Origin of the sequence: Polaribacter sp. BAL334, from assembly GCF_015767435.1 — a bacterium.
GTDB lineage: Bacteria > Bacteroidota > Bacteroidia > Flavobacteriales > Flavobacteriaceae > Polaribacter.
In genome coordinates, this window is sequence record NZ_JADWOV010000317.1 from 21048 (window position 1) to 46524 (window position 25477).

The following is a 25477-nucleotide window of genomic DNA, read 5'->3' on the forward strand; positions in this document are numbered from 1 at the left end:
GATTAAATTTTATTAAGTGTTTTTTGGTTGAAAATCAACAAAGTAAGAAATCATATTTTCAAAACAAATTCTTCTTGTTATATAAGTGAAATGCTTTTTTGTAAAATCCATCCTTCCTTATTGAAATATTTCCGAATATGAATACTAGATTTTAATAAATTAATCTATTAAAATTTTATAGAAGTATAGTAATGATAATCATTCATAAAATATATTGCAAAAACAAGTAGAAATCATTTTATATTAATTAAATTTTAATGACACTCAAAAACCAATGAAAATATTTTTTAAAACCAATAATATTTAAAATAAAGCAGCTACCCATTTTAGGTAGTACAATTGGGTAGTAAAAGAAATAATTTTACAGCATCATAAAACTTTCAAAAAATGAAAAAACTACTCACAATTATATTATTTACGATTCCTTTCTTTTTCTATTCTCAAATAAATTTAATTAAAGATTTTTCAGGAACAGCATCAAGTAATCCTGGAAATGGTAAATCAGAAAATTTTTTTGTACAAAATAACTTGCTGTTTTTTAATGTTCAAGAATCTGATGGATTTTTTAGATTGTTTAGTTCAGATGGAACGGAAGCAGGAACTGTAGCATTATTAAATGAAAGTTCTAAGAGATTAATTAGCGAAAAACCTACTTGGACGATTGCAGAAAATGAAAATAATGCATTACTTTTTTTAGCTTATTTTGAAAATGCTTCAAATTTACCGGGAGCTTACAATAGAGCTTATTTTAAAAATGGAAATTTGTATGCTCCTTTAAATTACTTTACAACAGCTCCTTTACCATCAGCTAATGAAGGTCAGTTAATTTATGTAAATCTTCCTGCAACAAATTCTTCACTGCCATCAATATTATATTTTATTGATGAAAACAATCTTGTAAGAATATCCCTAAATGGAAGTAATGCAGTTTCACAAGGAAAAGTTGCTTCAGGTTGGATAACTATCAATGATATTTTTAAATTTAATGATGATATTTATTTTGTTGGTGATGAAGGTTCAGGAAATGGAATTGAATTGTACAAACATAATATATTAAATAATACTATTTCTATGGTTGGAAACTCCAATATAAATCCCACAGGAGATAGCAATCCATCAGATTTTATAATTGCAAATAATAAACTTTATTTTACGGCATTTAATGGAACAGAAAGGCAATTATATGTTCATGATCCTAATGCAATTGTTCAAATAGCACCAATAAATAATACTATTGATGCTGAAGAACTTACAATTTTAGATACTGGTACTACAATATCTCTAATTTTATCATCCACTGTAAGTGGAACAAAAAGACTTGTAAGAGTTAATACAGCAAATGATAATGCTAATTTATTGGCAAATGGGGGAACAAATCCTTCAGGATTTACACCTTTTAATGGATTTATTTACTTTTCAGCTGATGGTGCTAATGGAAATGAATTATACAAAACAAACGGCATTAATACATCAACAGGTTTAGTTGCTAATATTAATACTTCAAGTAATAGTTCACCAAGAAATTTTTTAGAGTTTAATGGAAATCTTTATTTCAATGCAAATGATGGAATTCATGGTGAAGAACTTTGGAAAATAGATACTTCAGATAATGCAACATTAGTCCAAGACTTTGTTGTTGGTTCAGGATATTTTGCTCCAATACCACTTGCAGTATTTAATAATAAGTTGATATTAAGTGGTTTATTGAATAGCAATGAAAGAGAATTATTTGCATATAATGAAATTCCAACACTTACTTTTGTACCAGATGATAATTTTGAACAGCAACTAATTAATCTAGGATACGATACTGTTTTAGATGATTATGTAACTACCTCTAATATTTTAAATGTGGAAACTTTAATTTTAGATGGTAGTGGTGGACTTCCTATATCAGATTTTACTGGTCTTGAAAACTTTAAAAATTTAAAAAAGTTCCAGTCAGTATTGAATACTGAAACAAAATTAGATTTTAGTCAAAACACAAAAATTGAAAATGTAGAGATTACTGATTTTACACTATCAAATTTAATTTTAAATCCTAGTAACAACCCTAATTTAAAAGAATTTATATTTGGATTTACCCAACTTACAAGTTTAAATTTAAGTGGATTTTCAAAATTAGGTTTTATTTATTGCGGATTTTCAAGTTCTCAATTAACAACAGTTGATATCAGTAATACCACAAATGTTAGTTTAAATGTTAATTTAACAGAAGCAAATGCATTGCAAACTTTAATTAGTGATAATTCAACAGCTTTAACATCCTTAACTTTAGACTCTAACGTTTTAACTAATTTAGATTTAACAACCAATATTAATTTAACTAGTTTATTAATAATAGGTTCAACACTATCTGAGCTTGATTTATCAAATAATGACATGCTAACAAATGTTTTATTATTTAGTACTCCAATATCTGCAATAAATCTCAAAAACGGAAATAATACTATTTTAACCAACTTTAGCTCTAATAATGGTAATGACAGTTTAAATTGCATTCAAGTTGATGATGAAAATGCTGCTACCAATGGTTTAGGAGTTTATGCCTCTTGGCAAAAACCAGCAAGTACTGTTTATTCTGAAAACTGTTCGTCATTATCTGTTAGTGATTTTAATAAAATCCATTTGTCAGTTCATCCAAATCCAACAGAAAATACTTTTTCTATAAAGGGAGATTATCAAAATATTTTACAAATTGAAGTTTATGATATTAATGGTAGGAAATTGAAAACTTTTTATAAAACACAAGAAAAATATTCAATTTCAGAATTAAATTCAGGGGTTTATTTTCTAAATATAAAAGGTGAAAAATCATTTTTAACCAATAAAATCATTAAAAAATAAATGCTAGAACAATTCAAAAAATACAAACTTGAAATCTCTTTAACTGTTTTATATTCTATTTTACTTTTAATAGTAAAGGTTTTACTATTCTAGAGTAATTAGTTTTTTGTTAGATAGATTAATTCCTTTAAAAAGGAATTAATCTTATTTTATACTTAAGATAAATAAAAAAACATATAAATGATTAATAAAGTAAAGATTATAAATACCGAAATTTTATCTGATAATTGGTATACATATAAGTAAAATAGCCTATCAATACTCTAAAAAGGATGGCTCTATTAAAACGCAAAGCAGAGAATGCTATGATAGAGGTAATGGTGCAACAATATTTATTTACAATAAAGAATTAAAATCAATTATACTAACAAGACAATTTAGACTTCCAACATTTGTAAATGCTAATAAAAGCGGAATGCTGATTGATGCTTGTGCAGGACTTTTAGATAAAGATAATGCAGAAGAATGTATTAAAAGAGAAACAGAAGAAGAAACAGGTTATAAAGTTACTGAGGTTAAAAAATTTTTGAGGCATATATGTCTCCTGGATCTGTAACTGAAATACTCTATTTTTTTATTGCTGAATATTCAAAAGACATAAAAGTATCAGATGGTGTAGGAGTTGAACATGAAGAAGAAAATATCGAAGTTTTGGAAATTTCAATTGACCAAGCAATGAAAATAATAGAAAATGGCGAAATAAAAGACGGTAAAACAATAATGTTACTTCAGTATCTAAAACTTAATAAAATACTTAAATGAAAATTAAAAATTTAATCTTAATTACAACAATTTTAGCTTTGCAAAACTCACTTGCCCAAAAATCAGTTGAGGATTTCGGGTATAGACATTTTAGTATATCATTTCAAAATGATTCTGTTGATTTTATCGTTAAATCTAAAGTAGGAGATGAACTGAAGAAGAAGCCTTTATTTATTTTTATTCAAGGTTCACAGGCAAAACCCTTAATTAAGTATGATAAAAATGGAGCTCATTATTCGCCTTTTTCATTTAGTGAAAAAATATTTACAGATAAATTTCATTTAGTTTGTATCAATAAACCTAATATTCCTTTAATAATAGAAAAATCTCAATTAGGTAAAAATGGGGAGTTTACAGATAATATTTCAAACGAACCTCCAAAGGAATACACAAAAAAAGCAAATTTAATTTATTACACAGAAAGAAATAATAAAGTCATACAGTATCTTGAAAAACAATCTTGGGTTGATACAAATATGATGGTTGTTGCTGGTCATTCAGAAGGAAGTTCTATTGCAGTAAAAATGGCAGTATCAAATAAAAGAATCACCCATTTAATATATTCAGGAGGAACTCCCTATTATTCCAGAATTTTATCAATGATTACTCAAGATAGAAAATTAGAAAACGAAAAAGAAAGTTGGGTTGAAAGTGATTTTGAATACTGGGAAAAAGTAAATCAAAATCCATTTGAAGACACAAGACAAAATGGATGGAATGCTTACAAAGGAACTTTTACTTTTTCTGAATTACTAAATGACGATTTTAAACGTCTTACAATTCCAGTTTTGATTTCTTATGGTACAAAGGATGAAGCTTGCCCATTTAATGATTTACTTCGTATAGAAATGATTCAGGAAAACAAAAAAAATATACATTTTAAAGCTTATTTTAATAGAGAACATAATTATTTTGAATTACAACAAAACGGAAAAGTAAATTATGAAAAATTTGGTTGGGATATAGTTGGTACTGATTGGTTAATGTGGTTAGCTTTAAATAAAACATAAAAAAAATAAATTAAAGTATTAATTTTTTAATATAACCGTTAATTTATTCTCACAATTTAATTTAAAAACAAAACAAACAATTATGAAAAAAATAATTTTAGGTTTAATTATAGTTTTAATTGTTTCTTGTAAAGAAAAACAAAAGATTGGATTTTCTATTAAAGGAAAAACAAACGGATTCGAAAATGGTACATTAATTTATCTGAAAATTGATAATAAAACTTTAGACTCTACAAAAGTTGAGAACAACACTTTTAAATTTAATACTAAACTGCCATTATCTCCAATAAAATTGTTACTTCATAATAAGGATTTTTCGAATTATAGGATTTTTTGGGCTGAAAATAATGCTATGATATTTGATGCAAGTAAAACTGATTTTAGAAATGCTAAAATTACGGGATCTGAGGCAGAAAATTTAAGCTTTAGTCTTAATAAAAAAATCGAAACTTTATCAATAAATGAAAGACAAAAAATGGAAATAGAGTTTGTGAGAAGCAATCCTAATAGTATTGTAAGTGCTGATATATTATCTATTTACTCTACAACTTGGGGAAAAGAAAAATCAAAAGAACTCTTTTTGCAATTTTCAAAAAACATTAAAAACTCAAAATATGGAAAAGAAATTGAAGAATATTTAGAGTTCAATAAAGAACCAAAAATTGGCGAACAATTTATAGATTTCGAATCTGAGAACCAAAATGGTGAATTTAAGAAGTTGTCTGAATTAAAAGGGAAAACAGTTCTTCTTGAGTTTTGGGCGTCTTGGTGTGCTCCTTGCAGAAAAGAAAACCCAAAACTTTTAGATATATATAAAAAATATAATTCAAAAGGATTTGAAATATTTTCAGTTTCATTGGATGAAGACAAAAGTAGTTGGATAAGAGCAATTAATGAAGATAATTTAATTTGGGAACAAGTAAGTGATTTAAAAGGTAATAGAAATAAAGCTTCATTAATTTATGGGGTTAGTGGAATACCTGATAACTTTTTAATTTCCGAAAATGGTAAAATAATTGCAAGAAATTTAAGAGTGGACAAACTAAATAAAAAGTTAGAAGAAATACTGAAACAATAAAAAATTTCAATAAAGAGAAAGTAGCTATATTATTGAATAAAATTTATTTTAATGATAATCAGACTTTTGTCAAAATATTATTCCAGGAGAAACAAAAAATACAATTACAGTAAATACTTGTGGAATTTACAGTTTTTATTGTTGTACTATATATTGTCCTGATGTATGCACGTATTTAGGAGATACTTTTCATACCAAATTGAATTTTGGAAATTGGGACTTTTGTTCATCTCTTGGTGTTGATGATTCAAAATCTAATGATAATCTTGGTTTATATCCTAATCCAACAGTTGATATTTTATTATTAGGAGGGAAAAAAGTTGGTATAGATATTTTTAGTGAAATTGAAATTTTTGATATGACCGGTAAAAGTTTAAAAACTTTAAAAAATCATAATTCTAAAAATCCAATTAATATTTCAGAATTGGCCAATGGTGCATATATTATTATTGCTAAAAATACTGATGATAAAGTTTTTAGAAATCGATTTATAAAAAAATAAGTCAGAATTTTTATTAAATTTAAAAAGTATTTTGCATTTTTTATTGTACCGACTACAAAAATCTAATAAATTAAAAATAATTTTATTCTGTAAATTTGGTTTAATTTTAAAGTAAAGTGTTGATTTAAAATGCAATATATCTTAATAGAATAATAATTTTTAAAGATCTTTCCATATCTTGTTAATAAAATGTGAAATAGCAAAAATGAAAAGCAAGCCATGTAAATCAATGAAAAAAAATACAATCATAATCTTATTCTTATTCATAGCTTTTAAAGCTTTTGGACAAACAAATAAAATTTCTAAAATCCTTTCAAATAATGAAGAAATAGATTCGCTTATAAAAGCTTTTGATTATGATTCCGTTGAAAAAAAATTACAAAATTCAATAGACTTAGCTAAAGAAATAAATTTAGATTCCATTTTTGCCATTGTTTTTGAAAGCCATGCAAAATATTATTATTATACTGGAGATTATGAAAAAACATCTAATTATCTCATTAAATCTGCAAAAATATATGATGAAATAGGACAAAAAAATAAAGCTATTAAAATGTACAATAACATTGCAGCCATACTTAGTTCAATAGGTTCATTTAATAAAGCTTTAAAAATTAGAAAAAAAATATTAACCTTTAAGGAAACAGATAAAGATCTTTTATTTAAAACGAGTGTGCTTTCTAATATTGGATCAGACTATAGGAAACAAAACCTAAATGATAGTGCATTTTATTATATTAATTTCGCTTTAAAAATTTCTAAAAAAAATCATTTCAAAGGTTTAATAGGTGCTAATTACCAAAAACTACAAAAAGTATATTTAGATTTAAAACAATACGATTTATCTATAAAATATGGAGATTCAACCTTTTTTTATAAAGAAGCTATAGAACGCCCATTATATGAAAATGCAATAGTAAATGCCGCAAATGCTTTGTATGAAGTAAAACAATATGATGCGTCTTTAAATAAATGTAATCTCGCCATAGAATTAATTAAACAAAGCAGAATGCTTGTTAATTTACCTCAAGTATATGAGTTAAAAAGTAAAATATACGAATCTCAAAACAACTTTAAACTTGCTAATTTATTTTTAAAAAAAAGGAACAATTTAAAGGATAGTATTTTAACCACTGACAAACAAGAAAAAATTCTCGAGCTAGAACAAAAATACCAAACTGAAAAAAAGGAAAAGGAAAACTTAAAATTAATTCAAGAAGCATCAGAAAAAGATTTAACCATCGCTAAAAAAAATAATTATTTACTTTTTGGTTCATTAATTTTTTCTGTAATCGTAATTTCATTAATCATATATCAATTACGAAAATTCAAAAACAAAAATGAAGCATTGCAAAGGGCAATTGAGAAAAGAGAACAAATAGAAAATGAACTTGAAATTGTTAGAGACAACATAGCCAAAGATTTTCATGATGATTTGGGAAATAAATTAGCTCGTATAACTGTTTTATCAGAGTATATGATTCAATCAGTAAAAAATTGGAATAAAAGTAAAATTATTGAAGCCTTAAAAAAAATCAACTTAGACGCTGATATTTTATACAAAGGTACAAGAGATTTTATGTTTTCTTTAAAAGCTAAAAGTGACTTTACCGAAGAATTATTTACTTATTTATCAGATTTTGGAGATGAATTTTTTCAATCATTTAATATTGATTTTTATGTTGAAAAAAAGTTAGATTTAAATAAAAAATTACCCTATTACTGGAATCGACAAATTATTATGATATTTAAAGAGGCAATGACAAATGCTGCAAAGCACTCACATTCAACTACAGTAAAATTAACTATGAAAATTAAAAACAATGATTTAGATATTATTTTTGAAGACAATGGTATTGGTTTTAATTTTGATAAAATAAGTTCTAAAAACGGGCTATCAAATATGCAATTAAGAGCAGAAAAAATGAATGTATTATTAACAATATCTTCATCAAAAAAAGGTACAAAAATTAGTTTAAATGCAAAAATATCAAATTAATTAAATTAAATTAAAATGAAGTATAAAGTTATGATTATTGAAGACAATGAACCGCTAAATGATATTTTTTGTGAAATCATCAATAACTCTGACACTTATAAAATTATAGGATCTTATTTGAATGCTGAAAATGCTTTAAATTATTTTAAAGATGAATTACCAGATATTGTTTTAATGGATATTGAACTTCCAGGTATGAATGGGATACAATGTACAAAAGAAATAAAAAAAATAAACCCTAAAACATTAGTTATTATGATTACCGTTTTTGAAAATTCTAAAACAGTTTTTGATGCATTATGCTCAGGGGCTTCAGGTTATCTTACAAAAAATACAACTTCTAACAAACTAATTTTAGCTTTAAATGAAGTAATTTTAGGAGGCGCTCCAATGAGCATTAATATTGCAAAAATGGTGGTTGAATCCTTTAAAAAAGCCCCAGATTCAGTATTAACGGAAAGAGAAACTGAAGTGATAACAATGTTATCTCAAGGCAATAGTTACAAAACGATTGCATTGAATCTTGAAATAAGTATCAATACAATTAAATATCATATTAAAAATATTTATGATAAGCTTCAAGTACATTCCAAAGAAGAAGCTATAAGAGAAGCATCCATAAGAAAGTTTATATAAGTAAATTTACTTTTATAAAATATCCAAACTTCCTTTTCCTTCTCTAATTACTGTTGGCTCAGAAGTTGTCAAATCGATAATTGTAGATGCATAATTATCTCCATATCCACCATCAATAACCAAATCAACTAAATGCTGCCATTTTTCAAAAATCAATTCAGGATCAGTAGTATATTCCAAAATATCATCTTCATCACGAATTGAGGATGAAACGATTGGATTTCCTAAAGTTTCAACAATGGCTCTTGCAATATTGTTATCAGGAATACGAATTCCGACAGTTTCTTTATTCTTAAAAGCTTTGGGTAAATTGTTACTTCCAGGTAAAATAAATGTGTAAGGTCCTGGCAATGCACGTTTTAATATTTTAAAAGTGGCAGTGTCAATTTGTTTTATATAATCTGACAAATGACTCAAATCATTACATACAAAAGAAAAATTTGCCTTTTCTAGTTTCACACCTTTGATTTGAGCAATTCTTTCCAATGCTTTTATGTTGGTAATATCACACCCCAAACCATACACAGTATCTGTGGGATAAATGATTAAACCGCCATTTTGTAATACTTTAACAACCTTATCAATTTGCTTTTGATTCGGATTTTCATTGTACAATTTAATGAATTCTGCCATGATTTAAAAATACAAAAAACTCTAGTTGTAATTACAAATAGAGTTTTGATTTTGGATAAATACGGATTTTTATGATTTATCAATCAAACGAAATCCTTCTCCATGAATGTTTAATATTTCTACATTTTCATCATCTTTCAAATATTTACGCAATTTTGCAATATAAACGTCCATACTTCTTGATGTGAAATAATTGTCATCTCTCCAAATTTTTGTCAATGCCAATTCACGAGGCATCAAATCATTTTTGTGAATGGCTAGCATTCTCAACAATTTACTTTCTTTTGGTGATAATTTAATTGGTTCTATTGTTGAAGGTGATGACAAATAACGCAATTTCGAATTGAATGAAAAACCACCAATTGTAAACTCAAAAATTTGATCAGATTCCGAAGTTTTATCTGATTCCTTGCGTTGTAAAATTGCCTTAATTTTATGCAATAAAACCTCAGAATCAAATGGTTTGTTCAAATAATCATCTGCACCAACTGCATACCCTTTCAAAACATCTTCTTTTAAGGTTTTGGCTGTCAAGAAGATAATTGGAATTTCTTTGTTGGTTACTCTAATATCTTGCGCTAAAGAAAATCCATCTTTTCGTGGCATCATTACGTCTAAGATACACAAATCATAATCGCTATTTTTAAACATTATCAAACCTTCAATTCCATCTTTTGCAAGTGTCACATTATAGTCATTTAATGATAAATAGTCTTTTAAAACAGTTCCAAAATTTGGATCGTCTTCTACTAATAAAATTTTTTTACTTCCCATTTTATATTTAATTTAAAGGTAATTTAACTGTGAATATGCTTCCTTTTCCTTTTTCACTTTCTACAAATACTGTTCCATGATGTTTTTCTACAATTTCCTTTACGTAAGCCAATCCTAAACCATGGCCTTTTACATCATGAATGTTTCCTTTTTGCTCTCTATAAAACTTGTCAAAAGCCATTTTTTGAGCTGCTTTTCCCATCCCAATTCCTTCATCTTTGATTTTAAAAATGAAAAATTTATTGGTACTTTCTGTATAAATATCAATTTTAGGAGCATCAACTGAATATTTAATGGCATTTTCTAACATGTTTACAACCACATTCAATAAATGAAATTCGTTTCCTGAAATTTCTGATGAAATTGCTTGAAAATGCTTTTCAATGCTTCCTCCTCTATCATCAATTAACAAACTTACGTGGTTAATAGCATCATCTATGATGTCGTGAACATCAACAGTATCCTTACTGATGGTCAATTGATTTTTTTCTAATCGTGAAATTCGCAATACATTTTCCACTTGCGAATGCATTCTTTTGTTTTCATCGCGAATCATTTTTACATAACGTAACACCTTTTCTGAATCTCCTAATATTTTTGGATTTTTGATGGAATCTAAAGCCAAATTGATGGTAGCAATTGGAGTTTTAAATTCGTGTGTCATGTTATTAATGAAATCTGTTTTGATTTCTGATATTTTTTTCTGTTTGATTAATTGATATAATGAACTTGAAAAAGCAATGATAATGACAAAAATGAAAAACAAAGACAATAATAAAATGGACGAAATACCCGATAATATGTGTTCATTTTTCGATGGAAAAGTGACAAACAAATTATATTCTGGCTTATTATTAGAATCATACAAAAGCGGATATTCATAACTCTCATTGATATTGATGGTATAATATCCTGATTTTAATTTGGTTGCCAATCCTTCATTTGTATAAACGCCATATTTAAAGTCTAAATGAATATTATTTTTATCAAGTTCTTCTTTTATGGTGGCATTTAACTCTCTGTTACTTACTCTTTTGTTTAGTGGATTTACTCTTTTAAAATCTTTCATTATTTGAGTAAACTGACTTTTTTCTAAACTTTTCATTCTTCCTAAAAATGAAAAACGTTCAACATCTTCAGCATTGAAAATATTGTCTGGACTTTTGATAAATTTACTTTGAAAAAAATCTTTTTTTCCAGTAACTCTTGTAAAAATTATTTTTTCGTCGTCTAAAAAATCTAACGGAATTTCAAAATTTTCCTCTAAAACAGTCGTCCCAAAAGTGATTTTAGTATTGTTTGCGGTATCAATTTGTTGAAAAAGATAATTTTTTATTTGCGCATTATCTGCAAGTGTTTTGTGTTCTAAAATATCTTGGATTTGAATCTCAATAAGTCTTTCCTCCTTTTCATTGATTCTTTCAGCAACACGTCCTAAGGATTTTTGAACATCATTTTTAAACTGTTCTTTTCTACTTTCAACGGCATTATTAATCCAATAGAGTTGCACAGCAATAATTCCAATTAAGGAAATGCTCATCAATACAACTATGAAAATAAACATCTTTTTTCCCACGTATCAAAGTTACGTGATAAAAGAATTGAAAATTAAACTTTCTGATAAAAATTAACTGAAATAACGGAAATTTAAGAGTGTTTTAACAATTCCATTACAAATACTTAAAAGCATCAGCGCTTTTCTGTTAAAATATTATGAATATATTTTACTTGATTTTTCGTATTTTCAAGTGTATCATTGATGATAATGTAATGTGATTGTATCATTTTAGATTCTTCACTCAGTTGATTTTGTATTCTGTTCAAAACAGCTTCTTTGGAGCAATGATCTCTTTCCATAACACGCTCAATTCTAGTTGATAAACTAGCAAAAACAGTAATAATCACATCACAAAGCACATTGCTTTTGCTTTCAAAAAGAATCGCATTTTCATAAATAATCAATAATTTATCTTGATTTGTATGAATAAAATTCTGAAAGTGATTGCGAACTTCAGGATGAACTATTGAGTTTAAGATGGCCAATTTTTCAGGATTTTGAAACACAATTTTCGCTAAGAAATCTCTCTGTAATTCACCGTTTTTATAAGTCTCATTTCCAAATTCTACTATTACTTTCTCAGCAATAATTTTGGAGGAATTCATCAACTTTTTTGCTTCTTCATCAGCAGTGTAAATTGCAGTATTTTTATAGGCTGCAAAAAGTTTTGCAACTGTAGATTTTCCACTTCCAATTCCACCTGTTAAACCAACAACCATAGATTATTTTTGAATTAAAAAATCAATTTTTGTGGGAATAATTTTAACATTCTCAACAAAATCTGGTTTTAAAACTATTTTCGGAATCAAATATCCCAATTCATTTTTTTTAGACATTTCATAATCACATTCAACTACAAATGAAGCTTCTGAAACCCTAGAAAATTGCGATAATGCAACAACAAAAGTCACTAAAACTGTTTCCGAAAGTGTGGTAATTTTAATATCTGAAGGCACATTTTGTAACTTAAATGGAACTTGTAAACTGCCTTCTGTAAATTTGTCAACTTTTGCTGAAATTACTGCTTTTGAAGTAGTTAGCTTTATATTTTTAATTTTAGAAGGCTTTAAAATAGCAACATTATTGGAAAAATCTGCATTTACATTGGTCAACTTCAAACTTTCCAATTCCAAAAAATCGATATTTTTTAATTGACTTTCAGCACCAGAAATTGTGATGGAGTCTGGAGCTATTGTAACATCACCCAAAAGCTTATATCCTACTTGATAATTGATATTCAAATTGGGTTTCAAAGCCACTTTTTTAGAATATAAAGAACCAATTTTCACATAAATTGTATCTTTTAAAATATTTTCAATTTCAACTCCTGAAATGAATTGCTTTTGAATAGTTGTCAACTGATTTTTAGGCAAAACATAGGTTTTTCCAGATGCTTTTTTTGAAAAGTTCGAAACATCTATAGTAATTTCTTGATCAAAAATCTGCGACCAAAAAAGTCGAAAACCAGTACCTTTCACATAAAATGCTGTTTTTTGTGGAGATGTTTCTAAAAGAATATTTTCCTGAGGAATATTGGTAAATGTTACTTCATAAGAGATCATCGTTTTGTATTCTTTAGAAAAAGTAATCAATACCCAAATCAAAAAAGAGGCTATTAAAAATACAAAAAATGATTTCGATATTGTTTGTGAAGTTTTCAAAAGTTGATTCTTTAATTAATACAGTCGAATATACCTAATTTGAAATAAAAAAAGTGAACATTTTCAAAAAAAGAAAACGTTCACTTTCATATTGTAATGATGTAAAAATCTAACTAACTTCTGTGTTGTTATACTTTTTGCTCAATTCCATAGAAATTGCAGAACGCTCAAACTTGATTTTTCCTGCAGCTGTTTCAATAGTAACTGTATTATCAGATTCGTGGATTTCAGCAATTTTTCCGTGAATTCCACTAGAAGTTACTACTCTTGCTCCTTTTTTAATACCTGCTTGAAACGCTTTTTCTTTCTTTTGACGAGTCATTTGTGGACGAATCATGAAAAAATATAATACTAAAATCATCGCTAAAAAAGGTAGCATGCTTGCTAAACCTCCAGCTTGTAAAAAAATAATTGAAATCATGGTTAATTTGTTTTTGGAATTACTGAACCTTTTAATATTAAGGTTTCCATTCCTGATTCAGTGTTGGTTGTTAATGTAATTGATTTGCTTTGTCTATTTGGTTTTCCAGAAGTGTTAAAAGAAACTTCAATATCTGCTGAATCTCCAGGTTTTATAGGGTCTTTTGGCCAAGTTGGAACTGTACAACCACAAGAAGCTTGCGCATTTGTAATGATCAAATCTGTTTTTCCAGCATTCGTAACTTTGAAAGTTGTTTCAACAATATCACCCTCATTTACAGTGCCAAAATCATACTCAACTTTATCAAAAGCGATAGTTGCAGCGCCTTTTTTTATTTCTGTATCTCTTGATTTAGCTTCCTCTAAATTTTCTTCATTAATTTTTGCTTTTGCATCGCTATTTGCACATGAAATAGTAATGAATAATGCACTAAAAAAGGTCAATAAAATGGATATTTTTCTCATGATTTTAAAATTTTGGTAAAAGTAACAAATATTTTTTTCAATTAACTATTTACAGTAAACCTCTTCCTATTTTAACAATTTTTTGATCTCTTTCAAATTCTTTCGAAATTTTATCTAAAACACCATTGATAAAATAACTACTTTTTTCGGTTGAATAATCTTTCGAAATTTCAATGTACTCATTAATGGTAACTTTCACAGGAATGGAAGGGAAATTTAAAAATTCAGCTATTGCCATTTTGATTAAAATCATGTCAATATCTGCAATTCTGTCTGTTTCCCAATTGGGAGTTCTTTCTGAAATTTCTTTTTCATACTCTTTCATTTTCAAAATTGTTTTTGTAAACAATTTCGAAACATATTCTTCATCGTCTTTGTCTTTGTATAAACTTCCCATTAAAAAATTTGCATTGTTTTTTGACTTGCTCAATGTTTTTAAAACCCAGGTATTTACAAAAGGAATATCATCCACCCAAGTAATCATTTTATCCTCAAAATACTCTGCTAATTTTTCATTTGGAGCAATAATTTCTCTAAAAAAATCAATCACAAAAGAACGATCCACATTGAAAGAGTCTTCAACAGTATCTAAATAATTTTTATAAATTTTACTGTTTTGGAGTTCGTCATAAATTATTTTTACATATTCATCATCCACTTCCCAATTTTTCAATTTGTTGATTTCGCAATAACTAATCAAACTAACACTTTCTTGGATTGTATTAATTAATCTGTTGTTTAAAAATTTGGTGTTGGGTTTTAAATCTTCTTTTGTAGCAAGAATTTTCTTTTTAGAAAGTGCTATTTTTTTTGCAGCAAGTTTTTGTACTTCAATAATTAATAAAAGATTTAGTACATACAAATCAAACATTTTCAGAATGCTATGCTTCAAAAATTTTTCCTCTTTTACGATATCATCGCTTTGAGATTGTTGCATTGCATAAATGGATTGCATTACTTTAACTCGAATATGTCTTCTGTTTATCATCTAAAAGAACTTAAATAAGATGCGTTTTTCGCGATGCAAAAATAGCACTATTTTCTTTTTTGAAGGAAATCTTTTTAATTCTTTTTTTAGAAATGATTTCACAATGAAATTGGTATCTTCGTGCTCTATTTTTATCAAAAAAACACTTTTGAAAGCACTACAGCATTTAAACAAATATTTTGCGAAATATAAATGGCGTATTTTGATTGGATTGTTAATTACAGTTCTTTCTAAAATTTTAGCGCTCAAAATTCCTCAAATTATCAGACAATCATTGAATGTGGTTGAAGAATATCAACAAGGAATTGTAACTGACATTGCTGAAGTTAAAAAAATATTATTAATTAATGTTTTGATTATCATTGGTGTAGCTTTACTGAGTGGATTTTTTACGTATTTGATGAGACAGACTATTATTGTCACATCAAGGTTGATTGAATTTGATTTGAAAAATGAAATTTATCAACAATATCAACGTCTTTCTCTGAATTTTTACAAGAAAAATAGAACTGGTGACTTGATGAATAGAATTAGTGAAGACGTTTCCAAAGTGCGTATGTATGTTGGTCCCGCAATTATGTACACCATGAATATGTTAGTACTTTTTATTGTTGGATTTGCGCAAATGTTAAAAGTAGATGTAAAATTGACAATTTACACCTTAATCCCTTTTCCATTTTTAGCTATTTCCATTTATTTTTTAAGCACAATTATCAATAAAAGAAGTACCATAGTTCAGCAATATTTGTCAAAATTAACCACGTTTACTCAAGAATTTTTCTCAGGGATTAATGTGGTAAAATCTTACGGAATTGAAGCTTCAATCATTAAGGAATTTGATACAATTGCTGACGAAAGCAAGGAAAAAAACATTCAATTACAACATGCAAATGCCTTATTTTTTCCATTGATGGTTTTATTAATTGGAATCAGTAATATCATTGTAATTTACGTTGGAGGAAATTTATATATTGAAGATAAAATCCAAATTGGAGTTGTTGTCGAGTTTTTATTGTATGTAAATATTTTGACTTGGCCTGTGGCAGTTGTTGGTTGGGTAACGTCTATGGTGCAAGAAGCTGAAGCATCTCAAACAAGAATTAATGAATTTTTAAATGAGGTTCCAGAAATTGAGAATTATTCCAATGAATCCATAGAAATTGAAGGAAAAGTCACTTTTAAGGATGTTACTTTTACCTATGAAGACACCAATATTACTGCTTTAAAAAACATCAATTTTAACGTAAATTCGGGTGAAACTTTAGCGATTTTAGGAAATACAGGTTCAGGAAAATCAACCATAATTGAATTGATTTCACGATTGTATGATGTTACTGAAGGGTTGATTTTGTTGGATGACAAACCTATCAAAGAGTTGAATTTGAATGATGTAAGAAATCAAATTGGTTTTGTACCTCAAGATCCATTTTTGTTTTCAGATACGATTGAAAACAATATCAAATTTGGCAAACAAGATGCTACTGAAGAAGAAATCATGGAAGCTGCAAAAAATGCAGTTGTTCATGAAAATATTATTGATTTTGCAAACGGATATGAAACGATTTTGGGCGAACGTGGAGTTACGTTATCTGGAGGACAAAAACAGCGAGTTTCTATTGCAAGAGCCATTATCAAAAATCCAAAAATCCTTATTTTTGACGATTGTTTATCAGCAGTTGATACCGAAACTGAAGAACGAATTTTGGCAAATTTGGAAAAAGTATCGAAAAGCAAAACCACATTTATCATCAGTCACAGAGTATCATCAGCCAAAAATGCCGATAAAATTATTGTCTTAGAAGATGGTAAAATCATACAACAAGGAACTCACAATCAATTGATAACCGAAAACGGTTACTATAAAAACTTGTACGAACAACAACTTTTAGAAAAAGAAATCTAAACTTTATGAGTATCAAGTAAAATATTTTATTAGATTTGTGCATAACATAAACGAAATTATAACACTATTTAAAAAGAATTATGGCAGAGAGAGTTGAACAGGAAGAAATTTTTTCACAGGTTTTAAGAGCAGGAAGAAGAACGTATTTTTTTGATGTAAGATCAACAAAAGCAGATGATTATTACTTGACAATTACTGAAAGTAAAAAATTCACACACGATGATGGTTCTTTTCATTACCAAAAACACAAAATTTATTTGTACAAAGAAGATTTCAATGATTTTCAAGAAATGCTAACCAAAGCAACTGATTATATATTGAATGAAAAAGGTGATGAAGTGATTAGCGAGCGTCATCAAAAAGACTTTAAAAAGGAAGATGATGAAGAAAATGAAAGTGAAGAAATAAAATCTTCAAGTAGTTTTACTGATATTTCTTTCGACGATATTTAAAAGAAATTTCAAATTTGTTAGAAATCATAATTGACAAATTTTAGCAACAATTTTTAATTCAAGTTTTATTTACACTAAGAAACCGTGAGCATTTTGTTTGCGGTTTTTTTATAAAACTGATTTCATTGTTTTACTTTTTGAAACCGTTTCTTGCCATTCTTTTTCAGGATTGCTATCTTTTGTAATGCCACCACCAATGAATAAATTTGCGATTGTATCCTCAATTTTCATACAACGTAAATTCACAAAAAGTTGAGTTTTATTTGATGTAGATTCTTTAGAAATACCATTTAATTCTCCCAGAAAACCCGTATAAAATTCTCTATCATAGTTTTCATGTTCTAGAATAAATTCTTTGGCATCATTTCTCGGCAAACCACAAACTGCTGGAGTTGGATGCAAACTTTCAATCAACTCTTTTAAATTTGATGTGGAAGAATGTAATTTTCCTGAAATTGCAGTTTTTAAATGAAATAAATTTCCTGCTTTTACAGTTTCTGGATTCTTAATTTGGATACTTTCAACCTTGTTTTTTAATTGATTTTCAATAAAATCAGTTACTAGAGATTGTTCTTCTAATTCTTTTTGTTGCCAAACTACAGATGAAAAATCATTAGCAACTTGTGTTCCTGCCAAAGACATCGTTTCAAAACGAAGATTTTCAACTATCAAAAGTGTTTCTGGAGTTGCTCCCAACCATAAACCAACATTTGGGTGAAACCAAACATATACAAAGGCATTTTGGTATTTTTGAAGTAATTTTTTATAGACAGAAACCACATCAAAAAAATCCAATTGAAGGGATTCTTTTCTTGAAATTACTATTTTTTGAAACCTCCCTTTCTTGATTTCATCAATAGCTTTTTCAACCATTTTTTGATGATGTGGTTTTTGAGATGGATTTTCAATAAACTGATTTTCTACAATTATTTCATCGCTAAAGTCTATCTCTTCAGTAAAAAAATCAGATTCATTACTTGGAAAAAAAACAGGTTTTCTAGAAGCATCAAAAGGAGCGAAAATAAAACCTCTTTGAGAAAAATCGTCCACCAAAAACAAAGAATCATTTTTTTGTAATACCGATAAAATCTCTTGTGTGTTTGGTTTTCTATACACCACAAAAGGTTGCTTTTCTTGGTAAGAACGGGCTATTTTTTGGAAGATTTTCAATTCAAACAAAGGATCAATTGTTCTCTAATAAAATCAAATCTGTTCCAAATAATACCATGATCACCTCTTCTAATTTGAATTAATTCAAATTGCTCTTTAGGAAATTGGGCTGCTAATTTTTCGGAATTTGCATAAGGAACTAAATCATCATTCTCACCATGAATAGCCAAAATTTCATTCGAATTTTGATTCCAATGTTTTTCAAATACTTTCAAATCATTTTTGTGAGAAAGCTTCTCTTTAGCAGCTTGTTTCCAAATTGGAGGCACCAACCAACGAGTTGCTTTCCATTGATAAAAATTTAATAACCAAGGCATTACCTCTCTATTACTAAAAACTGCAGGTGCTAACAATACCGCTTTTTTATAACGTGTTGTATCGGCTAAAACGATTGGACCTCCATACGAATATCCTACAACAACTGTTTTGTTTTTGGGCAAATCTTTGGTGATGCTTTGCAACATATCTCTTTCAAAAGCAATGGATTCTTGTACATCATTTGCATCATCATAATTGTATCCAACTCTATCATAACTTACAAAATTTGCTTTTGAATATATCATAGAATCTTTCATGTATTTTACGAAATCCAAACACGACCCTATAGTTCCATGAACAAAAACAATGGTTGGTAAAACAGTATCATTTACAATAGACAATTTTCTATATTTCAAATTATTAAAATTATGATAAGAAATTTTTGGATTCAATGACACATCCTCAAACTCACTTAAAATGGCTTTATCCGATTTTGGTGACGTGTAGAAATAAAAAAGTCCATAAATTAAGGTAAACAAACACAGCAAAATGATTGAAAAAACTTTTAAAAATCTTCTAAAAAAAACAGAAATAAACATCTTTTACTTTTTATCCAAAACAATATTTGTGAGCTTACAAATAGAAATTAGATGCTGCTCATCATCAAAAATCTTAACTTCCCACAAATGAATCGTTTTTCCTTTGTGAATTTGCTTGGCAACTCCATAAACTACACCTTCCTTGACACTTTTTATATGATTGATACTCAACTCAATTCCTTTAATCATTTTCGTTTCAGAATCCACAAAAAACGCTGAAGCACAACTCCCAACAGTTTCAGCTAATGCAGCAGTTGCACCACCATGTAACAAACCATAAGGTTGATGAACACTACTATTTACAGGCATTTTTGCAGTCAATGAATCTTCAGTCACATCAATAAACTCGATATTCAAAGTTTGCATCAATGTGTTTTTGGAAAAACTATTTAAAGTATGAAGTATTTTTTGCTTGTCCAATCAATTTCAAATTTAAAGGCGTAAAAATACACATAAAATATCGTATTTTTGTTACGTTTTTTTATAGAAGTTTATGTACAAAATTCGAGCAATCTTAGATACACAAGAGGATATCATCAGAACTATTTTGGTTGATGATACTATTAATTTAGAAAAATTACACATAATTATTGCCAAATCTTTTGGTTTTGAGGGTCATGAAATGGCTTCATTTTACAGAGCAGATGAAGATTGGAATCAAGGCGAAGAAATTCCATTGTTTAACATGGCTGAAGCTGGCGAAGATATTTGCATGGAAAACTGCATTCTGAATGAAACGTTACCAGAAGTAAATGACAAATTAATCTATGTGTATGATTTTTTGAATATGTGGACTTTTTATGTGGATGTTGTAGAAATTTCCGATGAAAAAAGAACAGATTTACCCAGAACAATTTTGGCTGTTGGTGAAGTTCCTAATGAAGCTCCTGAAAAGCAATTTACTGCAGATGACTTTGAAGACGATTTTGATGAATTTGGTGATGATGATATGATTGATGAAGAATTTGATAGTTTTGATGACATTGAATATCCTGAATATTAGTCTCTGAATAATTTTTTGAAATTGTTTTTAAAAGTTTTTTGTTGGGTTTATGTAACAATATGATTTTTAAATCGTCCTAAATAAACAACTAACTAAAAAAACTACTTTTTGGAAACGATACTTTCAATCAAAAATCTTGACAAAAAATACGGCGCTGTTCATGCCGTAAATAATCTTTCTTTTGACATTAAAAAAGGAACTGTTTACGGAATTTTAGGTCCAAATGGCAGTGGAAAATCAACAACTTTGGGGATTATTTTAAATGTTGTCAACAAAACTTCTGGAGAATTTTCATGGTTTGATGGAAAACTTTCTACACATGAAGCATTAAAAAAAGTAGGTGCTATTATTGAGCGTCCAAATTTTTATCCTTACATGACTGCTACTCAAAATTTAGCGTTGATTTGTAAAATCAAAGGAATTTCGACTGAAAAAATCGATGAAAAATTAAAAACTGTCAATCTTTTTGAGAGAAAAGACAGCAAATTCAAAACATTTTCTTTGGGAATGAAGCAACGTTTGGCAATTGCATCAGCATTGTTAAATGATCCTGAAATTTTGATTTTAGACGAACCAACAAATGGTTTAGACCCTCAAGGAATTCATGAAATTCGTCAAATCATCAAAAAAATTGCAGCAAATGGAACAACCATTTTATTAGCTTCTCACCTTTTGGATGAAGTGGAAAAAGTGTGTTCGCATGTAGTTGTCATCAGAAAAGGGGTAAAATTATACAGTGGTCGTGTTGACGAAATGACTTCATCCAAAGGATTATTTGAATTAAAAATCGAACAAGACACCCAAAAATTGATTCAGATTTTAGAAAATCACAAAGATATTGAACGAGTTTCCCTGGATCATGAAACCATTATTGCAACATTGAAAAATGATATTTCTGCATCCGAAATCAATCAATATATGTTTGAAAACGGACTTATTTTATCGCATTTAGTAAAACGCAAACCTAGTTTGGAACAACAATTTTTAGATTTAACAAACAACAATTAACCTTCAAAAAATACGTCATGTTCAGACTACTTTCTATAGAATTTCATAAATTAAAATACAACAGAGCAAGCAAAGTGTTGTCTATCATTTACTTTGGATTGCTAACTTCCATCGCCTTAATTGCTGCTATTAAATTTGAATTTGGTAGTTTTAAATTACATCTTGCTGATGCAGGAATTTTTAATTTCCCTTATATCTGGCATTTTAATACGTACATAGCTGCCATTTTAAAATTCTTTTTATTGTTAGTCATTGTTTCCATGATGTCTAATGAATACAGTTATAAAACACTGAAACAGAACTTAATAGATGGATTAAGCAAGAAAGAATTTATCTTATCAAAATTTTATACAGTCATTGCATTTGCTTTGATATCTACCATTTTTGTTTTCGTAGTTTCATTGATATTAGGATTGATTTATTCTGATTACGATGAGAGTTCCATCATTTTTTCTGATATGGAATATTTGTTGGCATTTTTTGTAAAACTACTTGGATTTTTCTCTTTTGGATTATTTTTAGGAATTCTCATCAAACGTTCTGCTTTTGCTGTTGCAGGAATGTTGGTTTGGTTGATTGGCGAAAGTATTTTCAAAGGATATTTATATTGGTCTTTTAGAGGTGCAGAAAATGTGAGTGAAAAAGTAGATCGTTTTATGCAATTTCTTCCTTTAGAAGCAATGACAAATTTAATCAAAGAACCTTTTTCAAAATTAGGAGCTGTAAGAAGTGCCGCAAATACAATGGGTGAAGCTTTTACAAAAAGCTATGATGTAGAATTTTTAGCAATATTAATTGTACTTTTTTGGACTTTTATTTTCATTTTTTCATCTTATAAAATTCTAGAAAAAAGGGATTTATAATACTCCAATCTTTAAACAAAACTGCTCTAAATTGAACTTTTTAGGGCAGTTTTTTTATGTCAATTTTTCTTTTTCCAACATTAAGTGTTAAAATACTACGCTTCAACTCTTTTTTAAATATCTTTGAGTTTTACAGATTTTTTAAAATCAAACAATAATAAGCGAGATTTCAACTTTTATGTTCAACGTTTTCAGATTATTTATTTTCTTAGTACCCTTTTCAATGTTCTCACAAAATGAAACTATCAATTGGTATTTTGGAAACAAAGCTGGTATCAAATTTGAAAATGGAAGAATTATCAATTTAGATAATAGTGAAATGAATGCTCCTGCAAATTGCACCTCTATTTCTGATGAAAATGGGCAATTGATGTTTTATTCTGATGGTGCAACTGTTTGGAATCGAAATCATGAGATTATGAAATTCGGAACAGGTCTTATAGGTCAAACCTCTCATTATCAATCTGTAATTATTGTTCCAAAGCCCAATTCAAATAAAATATATTATCTAATTTATACTCGTTCAGAAAGTGTCCCTTCACTTTCATACAACCCTGGTACTTATTATTCAGAAATCGAATTTAATGCTGAAAATCCACTTGGAATCGTCAATACTAAAAATTTTCTTTTAAATAAAAATGCGCCTTCTGAAAAATTAACTGCTGTGCATCATAAAGATGGAAATTCATTTTGGCTACTAACTTTAAATGCAGAAGATGAAGACAACTCATCACCAAAAAAGATATTCAATCTCTTTAAAATCGATGAAACTGGAATAAACACCACTCCTACTGAAATTATTGCAAATGAGGAAATTGAAAATTTGGGTGTCATGAAATTTTCTCCTGATGGAAAAAAATTAGCAATTTCTGCAAATACAAATAATGATTCTTTAAAGAGAATTATTATTTATGATTTTAATACGGAAACAGGTGATTTAACTTACTCAACAGTTTTAATTGTAAATCAAGGACTTGCTCTTTTCCCATCAAATGGAATTGAATTTTCACCTAATGGAAAATATATGTATGTATCCATTAGTAATGGAACTAGATTAGTTCAATACGAAATGAGTGATTTAGATTTTGGAACTGATCCAAAAACTTATCTTTTCTCAAGTAGCAATCCAAAAATTGAAAGTCTTCAAATAGGAAATGATCAAAAGATTTATGTTGCTTTTGATGATGGTGATGAAGGCTATGGTTTTTTAGGAGTCATCGAAAATCCTGATGAAAAAGGCGTATTAGCAAATTATAGACACAATGCCGTTCGTTTATCTCCAAATGCCTCCAAAAGAGGATTGCCAAATTTTATACAATCCTATTTTGCCTCAAAAATAACTACTGAAAACGTTTGTTATGTAGATGAATTTTCATTTTCTGCAACTTCATTTGCATCAATTTCTAATATTTCTTGGGATTTTGGTGATGGAACAACTGCAAATGGAATCAATGTAAAGCACACGTATTCAAGTCCTGGAAGTTATACTGTTTCTGCAATTTTAAATATTGGTTCACAAAATATCACTGTTTATAAACAAGTAAGAGCATTTGAATTACCAATATTAATAGCAAACCAAGAATTGGTAGAATGTGATGAAGATTTAGACGGACTTTCCACTTTTAATTTATTGAATATCAGAGATAAAATTTTAAGCAGAGGTTCAACAGATATTTCAGATTTTTATTTGAGTCAAGCTGATATTTCTTCAAATTCAAAAATTTCTAATCCTGAAAACTTTCAAAATATAAGGCCAAATCAAGAAATCTTTGTCAAAGTGACCAATGAAAATGGATGTTTTGAAACTACGTCATTCTTTTTAAGAACTCGTTTTGTAAGTTTAGGAAACATAGAAAATGTATATATTTGTGAAGATTCTGATGGAATTATTGGAAACGCTGAAGGAGAATTTGACACGTTTATCCTTGAAAATTCTATTAGAAATCAATTGGGTTTGGCAAGTTCTTTAAGACTTTCTTTTCACCCAACTTTTCAAGAAGCTCAAACCAATACCAATAAATATACAGGACTTTTTAATGAGAAATCAAGAACTATTTTTTTAAAAGTTTTGGAAGCTGATTTGAGTTGTGGTGGCATAAAACCGTTCAACATTGTAGTGAATAGTGAACCAAAAATCAATCTTGAAGAAGTCTATACTATTTGTTTCATTCCTTCTTCAAAACCTGCTGTAATTATAAGCGCTGATAGTAGCAATGACAGTTATGAATGGAGAAATAGCGCTGGAAATATCATTAGTACTTCCCAAAATTTTACACTAACTTCTATTGGAGAATTTTCTTTGACGGTTTATAAAACAGAAAATAATTTGCGTTGTTCCAATTCAAAAACTTTTCAAGTAGTAAATCCAACTCCTCCTGAATTTTCACAAATCATTGTAAATACAGAAGATGAAACCAATAATATCATTGAAGTTTTCATCAATGGAAATAGTTTGTATGAATTTTCATTGGATAATATTAACTTTTCAGGAAGTGTTACTTCTTTCACATTTTCGAATGTTGCTTCGGGTTTAAGAACGGTATTTGTTCGCGATATAAATTCGTGTGAAGAACCAATTCAAAGAACGGTATCTGTGATTGGTTATAAAAAATATTTTACACCAAATGGTGATGGAGACAATGATTTTTGGAATATTGAAGGCCTGGATAGCAACTCTTTCAAATCAATAAAAGTAGTTATTTTTGACAGATTTGGAAAAGTAATTGCTTCCATAACCGATTTTACAACTCCTGGTTGGGATGGCAGTTTCAACGGAAAAAATCTTCCAGCGAATAATTATTGGTTCACTTCAGAAATTATTGACAAAGACGATAATGTCATCAAAAAATCTGGAAATTTTAGCTTAATTCGAAATTAACAACAGCGTT

At 28.1% G+C, this 25477-nt stretch carries 23 protein-coding genes and 1 pseudogene; 13 read left to right on the top strand and 11 right to left on the bottom strand.

All coding sequences use genetic code 11. From position 1 onward, the window contains the following. Positions 1-387 precede the first annotated feature (387 nt). The 7 genes and pseudogenes from IU405_RS12065 (at position 388) to IU405_RS12095 (ending at position 8834) form a co-directional block, all read left to right on the top strand. Positions 388-2847, top strand: a complete 2460-nt coding sequence (locus IU405_RS12065; RefSeq protein WP_197438865.1) for a T9SS type A sorting domain-containing protein — start codon at positions 388-390, stop codon at positions 2845-2847. 180 nt (positions 2848-3027) lie between these two features. Next, a pseudogene (gene nudK / locus IU405_RS12070) lies at positions 3028-3609 on the top strand (GDP-mannose pyrophosphatase NudK). Beyond that, positions 3606-4619, top strand: a complete 1014-nt coding sequence (locus IU405_RS12075) for a serine aminopeptidase domain-containing protein (RefSeq protein WP_197438866.1) — start codon at positions 3606-3608, stop codon at positions 4617-4619. Before nudK ends, IU405_RS12075 begins: the two are co-directional and overlap by 4 nt. A gap of 82 nt (positions 4620-4701) precedes the next feature. Continuing rightward, entirely contained in the window at positions 4702-5697 is a 996-nt protein-coding gene (locus IU405_RS12080) for a TlpA disulfide reductase family protein (RefSeq protein ID WP_197438867.1), read from the top strand. Between the two features lie 199 nt (positions 5698-5896). Continuing rightward, positions 5897-6199, top strand: a complete 303-nt coding sequence (locus tag IU405_RS12085) for a T9SS type A sorting domain-containing protein (RefSeq protein WP_197438868.1) — start codon at positions 5897-5899, stop codon at positions 6197-6199. 229 nt (positions 6200-6428) lie between these two features. Then, positions 6429-8198, top strand: a complete 1770-nt coding sequence (locus IU405_RS12090) for an ATP-binding protein (RefSeq protein WP_197438869.1) — start codon at positions 6429-6431, stop codon at positions 8196-8198. A gap of 30 nt (positions 8199-8228) precedes the next feature. After that, a complete protein-coding gene (locus IU405_RS12095; RefSeq protein ID WP_231749713.1) occupies positions 8229-8834 on the top strand; it encodes a response regulator in 606 nt (201 codons plus the stop codon). 12 nt (positions 8835-8846) lie between these two features. On the opposite strand, the gene IU405_RS12100 is transcribed toward IU405_RS12095, so the two are convergent. The 8 genes from IU405_RS12100 to nusB all read right to left on the bottom strand — a co-directional run bounded on the left by IU405_RS12100 (position 8847) and on the right by nusB (position 15333). Continuing rightward, positions 8847-9467, bottom strand: coding sequence for an L-threonylcarbamoyladenylate synthase (locus tag IU405_RS12100; protein ID WP_197438871.1), 621 nt, complete (start codon positions 9465-9467; stop codon positions 8847-8849). Positions 9468-9536: 69 nt separating this feature from the next. Then, positions 9537-10241: a response regulator transcription factor gene (locus IU405_RS12105; RefSeq protein ID WP_197438872.1), complete on the bottom strand. Its 705-nt coding sequence runs from the start codon at positions 10239-10241 to the stop codon at positions 9537-9539. A gap of 7 nt (positions 10242-10248) precedes the next feature. Continuing rightward, a complete protein-coding gene (locus IU405_RS12110) occupies positions 10249-11805 on the bottom strand; it encodes a sensor histidine kinase (protein ID WP_231749715.1) in 1557 nt (518 codons plus the stop codon). Positions 11806-11930: 125 nt separating this feature from the next. Further along, complete coding sequence (gene coaE, locus IU405_RS12115) at positions 11931-12518, bottom strand: dephospho-CoA kinase (RefSeq protein ID WP_197438874.1); 588 nt, start codon at positions 12516-12518, stop codon at positions 11931-11933. Positions 12519-12521: 3 nt separating this feature from the next. Next, positions 12522-13460: a CdaR family protein gene (locus IU405_RS12120; protein WP_197438875.1), complete on the bottom strand. Its 939-nt coding sequence runs from the start codon at positions 13458-13460 to the stop codon at positions 12522-12524. Between the two features lie 109 nt (positions 13461-13569). Further along, a complete protein-coding gene (yajC, locus tag IU405_RS12125; RefSeq protein WP_197438876.1) occupies positions 13570-13881 on the bottom strand; it encodes a preprotein translocase subunit YajC in 312 nt (103 codons plus the stop codon). 2 nt (positions 13882-13883) lie between these two features. Beyond that, complete coding sequence (locus IU405_RS12130) at positions 13884-14345, bottom strand: DUF1573 domain-containing protein (RefSeq protein WP_197438877.1); 462 nt, start codon at positions 14343-14345, stop codon at positions 13884-13886. 49 nt (positions 14346-14394) lie between these two features. After that, positions 14395-15333, bottom strand: a complete 939-nt coding sequence (nusB, locus tag IU405_RS12135; RefSeq protein WP_197438878.1) for a transcription antitermination factor NusB — start codon at positions 15331-15333, stop codon at positions 14395-14397. Positions 15334-15481: 148 nt separating this feature from the next. On the opposite strand from nusB, the gene IU405_RS12140 reads away from it, so the two are divergent. Together IU405_RS12140 and IU405_RS12145 are read left to right on the top strand one after the other, a co-directional pair. Further along, positions 15482-17236, top strand: a complete 1755-nt coding sequence (locus IU405_RS12140; protein ID WP_197438879.1) for an ABC transporter ATP-binding protein — start codon at positions 15482-15484, stop codon at positions 17234-17236. An 80-nt stretch (positions 17237-17316) separates the two neighbouring features. After that, the gene (locus tag IU405_RS12145) at positions 17317-17688 is read left to right on the top strand and encodes a PUR family DNA/RNA-binding protein (RefSeq protein ID WP_197438880.1); all 372 of its coding nucleotides are present in this window, start codon (positions 17317-17319) and stop codon (positions 17686-17688) included. Positions 17689-17796: 108 nt separating this feature from the next. Here the strand turns inward: IU405_RS12145 and IU405_RS12150 are convergent, their stop codons facing one another. From IU405_RS12150 to IU405_RS12160, 3 genes are read right to left on the bottom strand one after another with little or no spacing between them, the layout of a single operon-like run. Then, the gene (locus IU405_RS12150) at positions 17797-18858 is read right to left on the bottom strand and encodes an isochorismate synthase (RefSeq protein WP_197438881.1); all 1062 of its coding nucleotides are present in this window, start codon (positions 18856-18858) and stop codon (positions 17797-17799) included. Then, positions 18855-19715, bottom strand: coding sequence for an alpha/beta hydrolase family protein (locus IU405_RS12155; RefSeq protein ID WP_197438882.1), 861 nt, complete (start codon positions 19713-19715; stop codon positions 18855-18857). The genes IU405_RS12150 and IU405_RS12155 overlap by 4 nt, the downstream gene beginning before the upstream one ends. A gap of 3 nt (positions 19716-19718) precedes the next feature. Further along, positions 19719-20081, bottom strand: coding sequence for a PaaI family thioesterase (locus IU405_RS12160; protein ID WP_197438883.1), 363 nt, complete (start codon positions 20079-20081; stop codon positions 19719-19721). A 127-nt stretch (positions 20082-20208) separates the two neighbouring features. Here IU405_RS12160 and IU405_RS12165 point away from each other — a divergent pair, with 127 nt between their 5' ends. The 4 genes from IU405_RS12165 to IU405_RS12180 all read left to right on the top strand — a co-directional run bounded on the left by IU405_RS12165 (position 20209) and on the right by IU405_RS12180 (position 25467). Further along, a complete protein-coding gene (locus IU405_RS12165; protein ID WP_197438884.1) occupies positions 20209-20718 on the top strand; it encodes an IS1096 element passenger TnpR family protein in 510 nt (169 codons plus the stop codon). Positions 20719-20826: 108 nt separating this feature from the next. Beyond that, positions 20827-21726: an ABC transporter ATP-binding protein gene (locus IU405_RS12170; RefSeq protein WP_197438885.1), complete on the top strand. Its 900-nt coding sequence runs from the start codon at positions 20827-20829 to the stop codon at positions 21724-21726. A gap of 17 nt (positions 21727-21743) precedes the next feature. Further along, entirely contained in the window at positions 21744-22589 is an 846-nt protein-coding gene (locus IU405_RS12175) for an ABC transporter permease (RefSeq protein WP_197438886.1), read from the top strand. 223 nt (positions 22590-22812) lie between these two features. Further along, positions 22813-25467: a T9SS type B sorting domain-containing protein gene (locus IU405_RS12180; RefSeq protein ID WP_197438887.1), complete on the top strand. Its 2655-nt coding sequence runs from the start codon at positions 22813-22815 to the stop codon at positions 25465-25467. Positions 25468-25477: the final 10 nt, after the last annotated feature.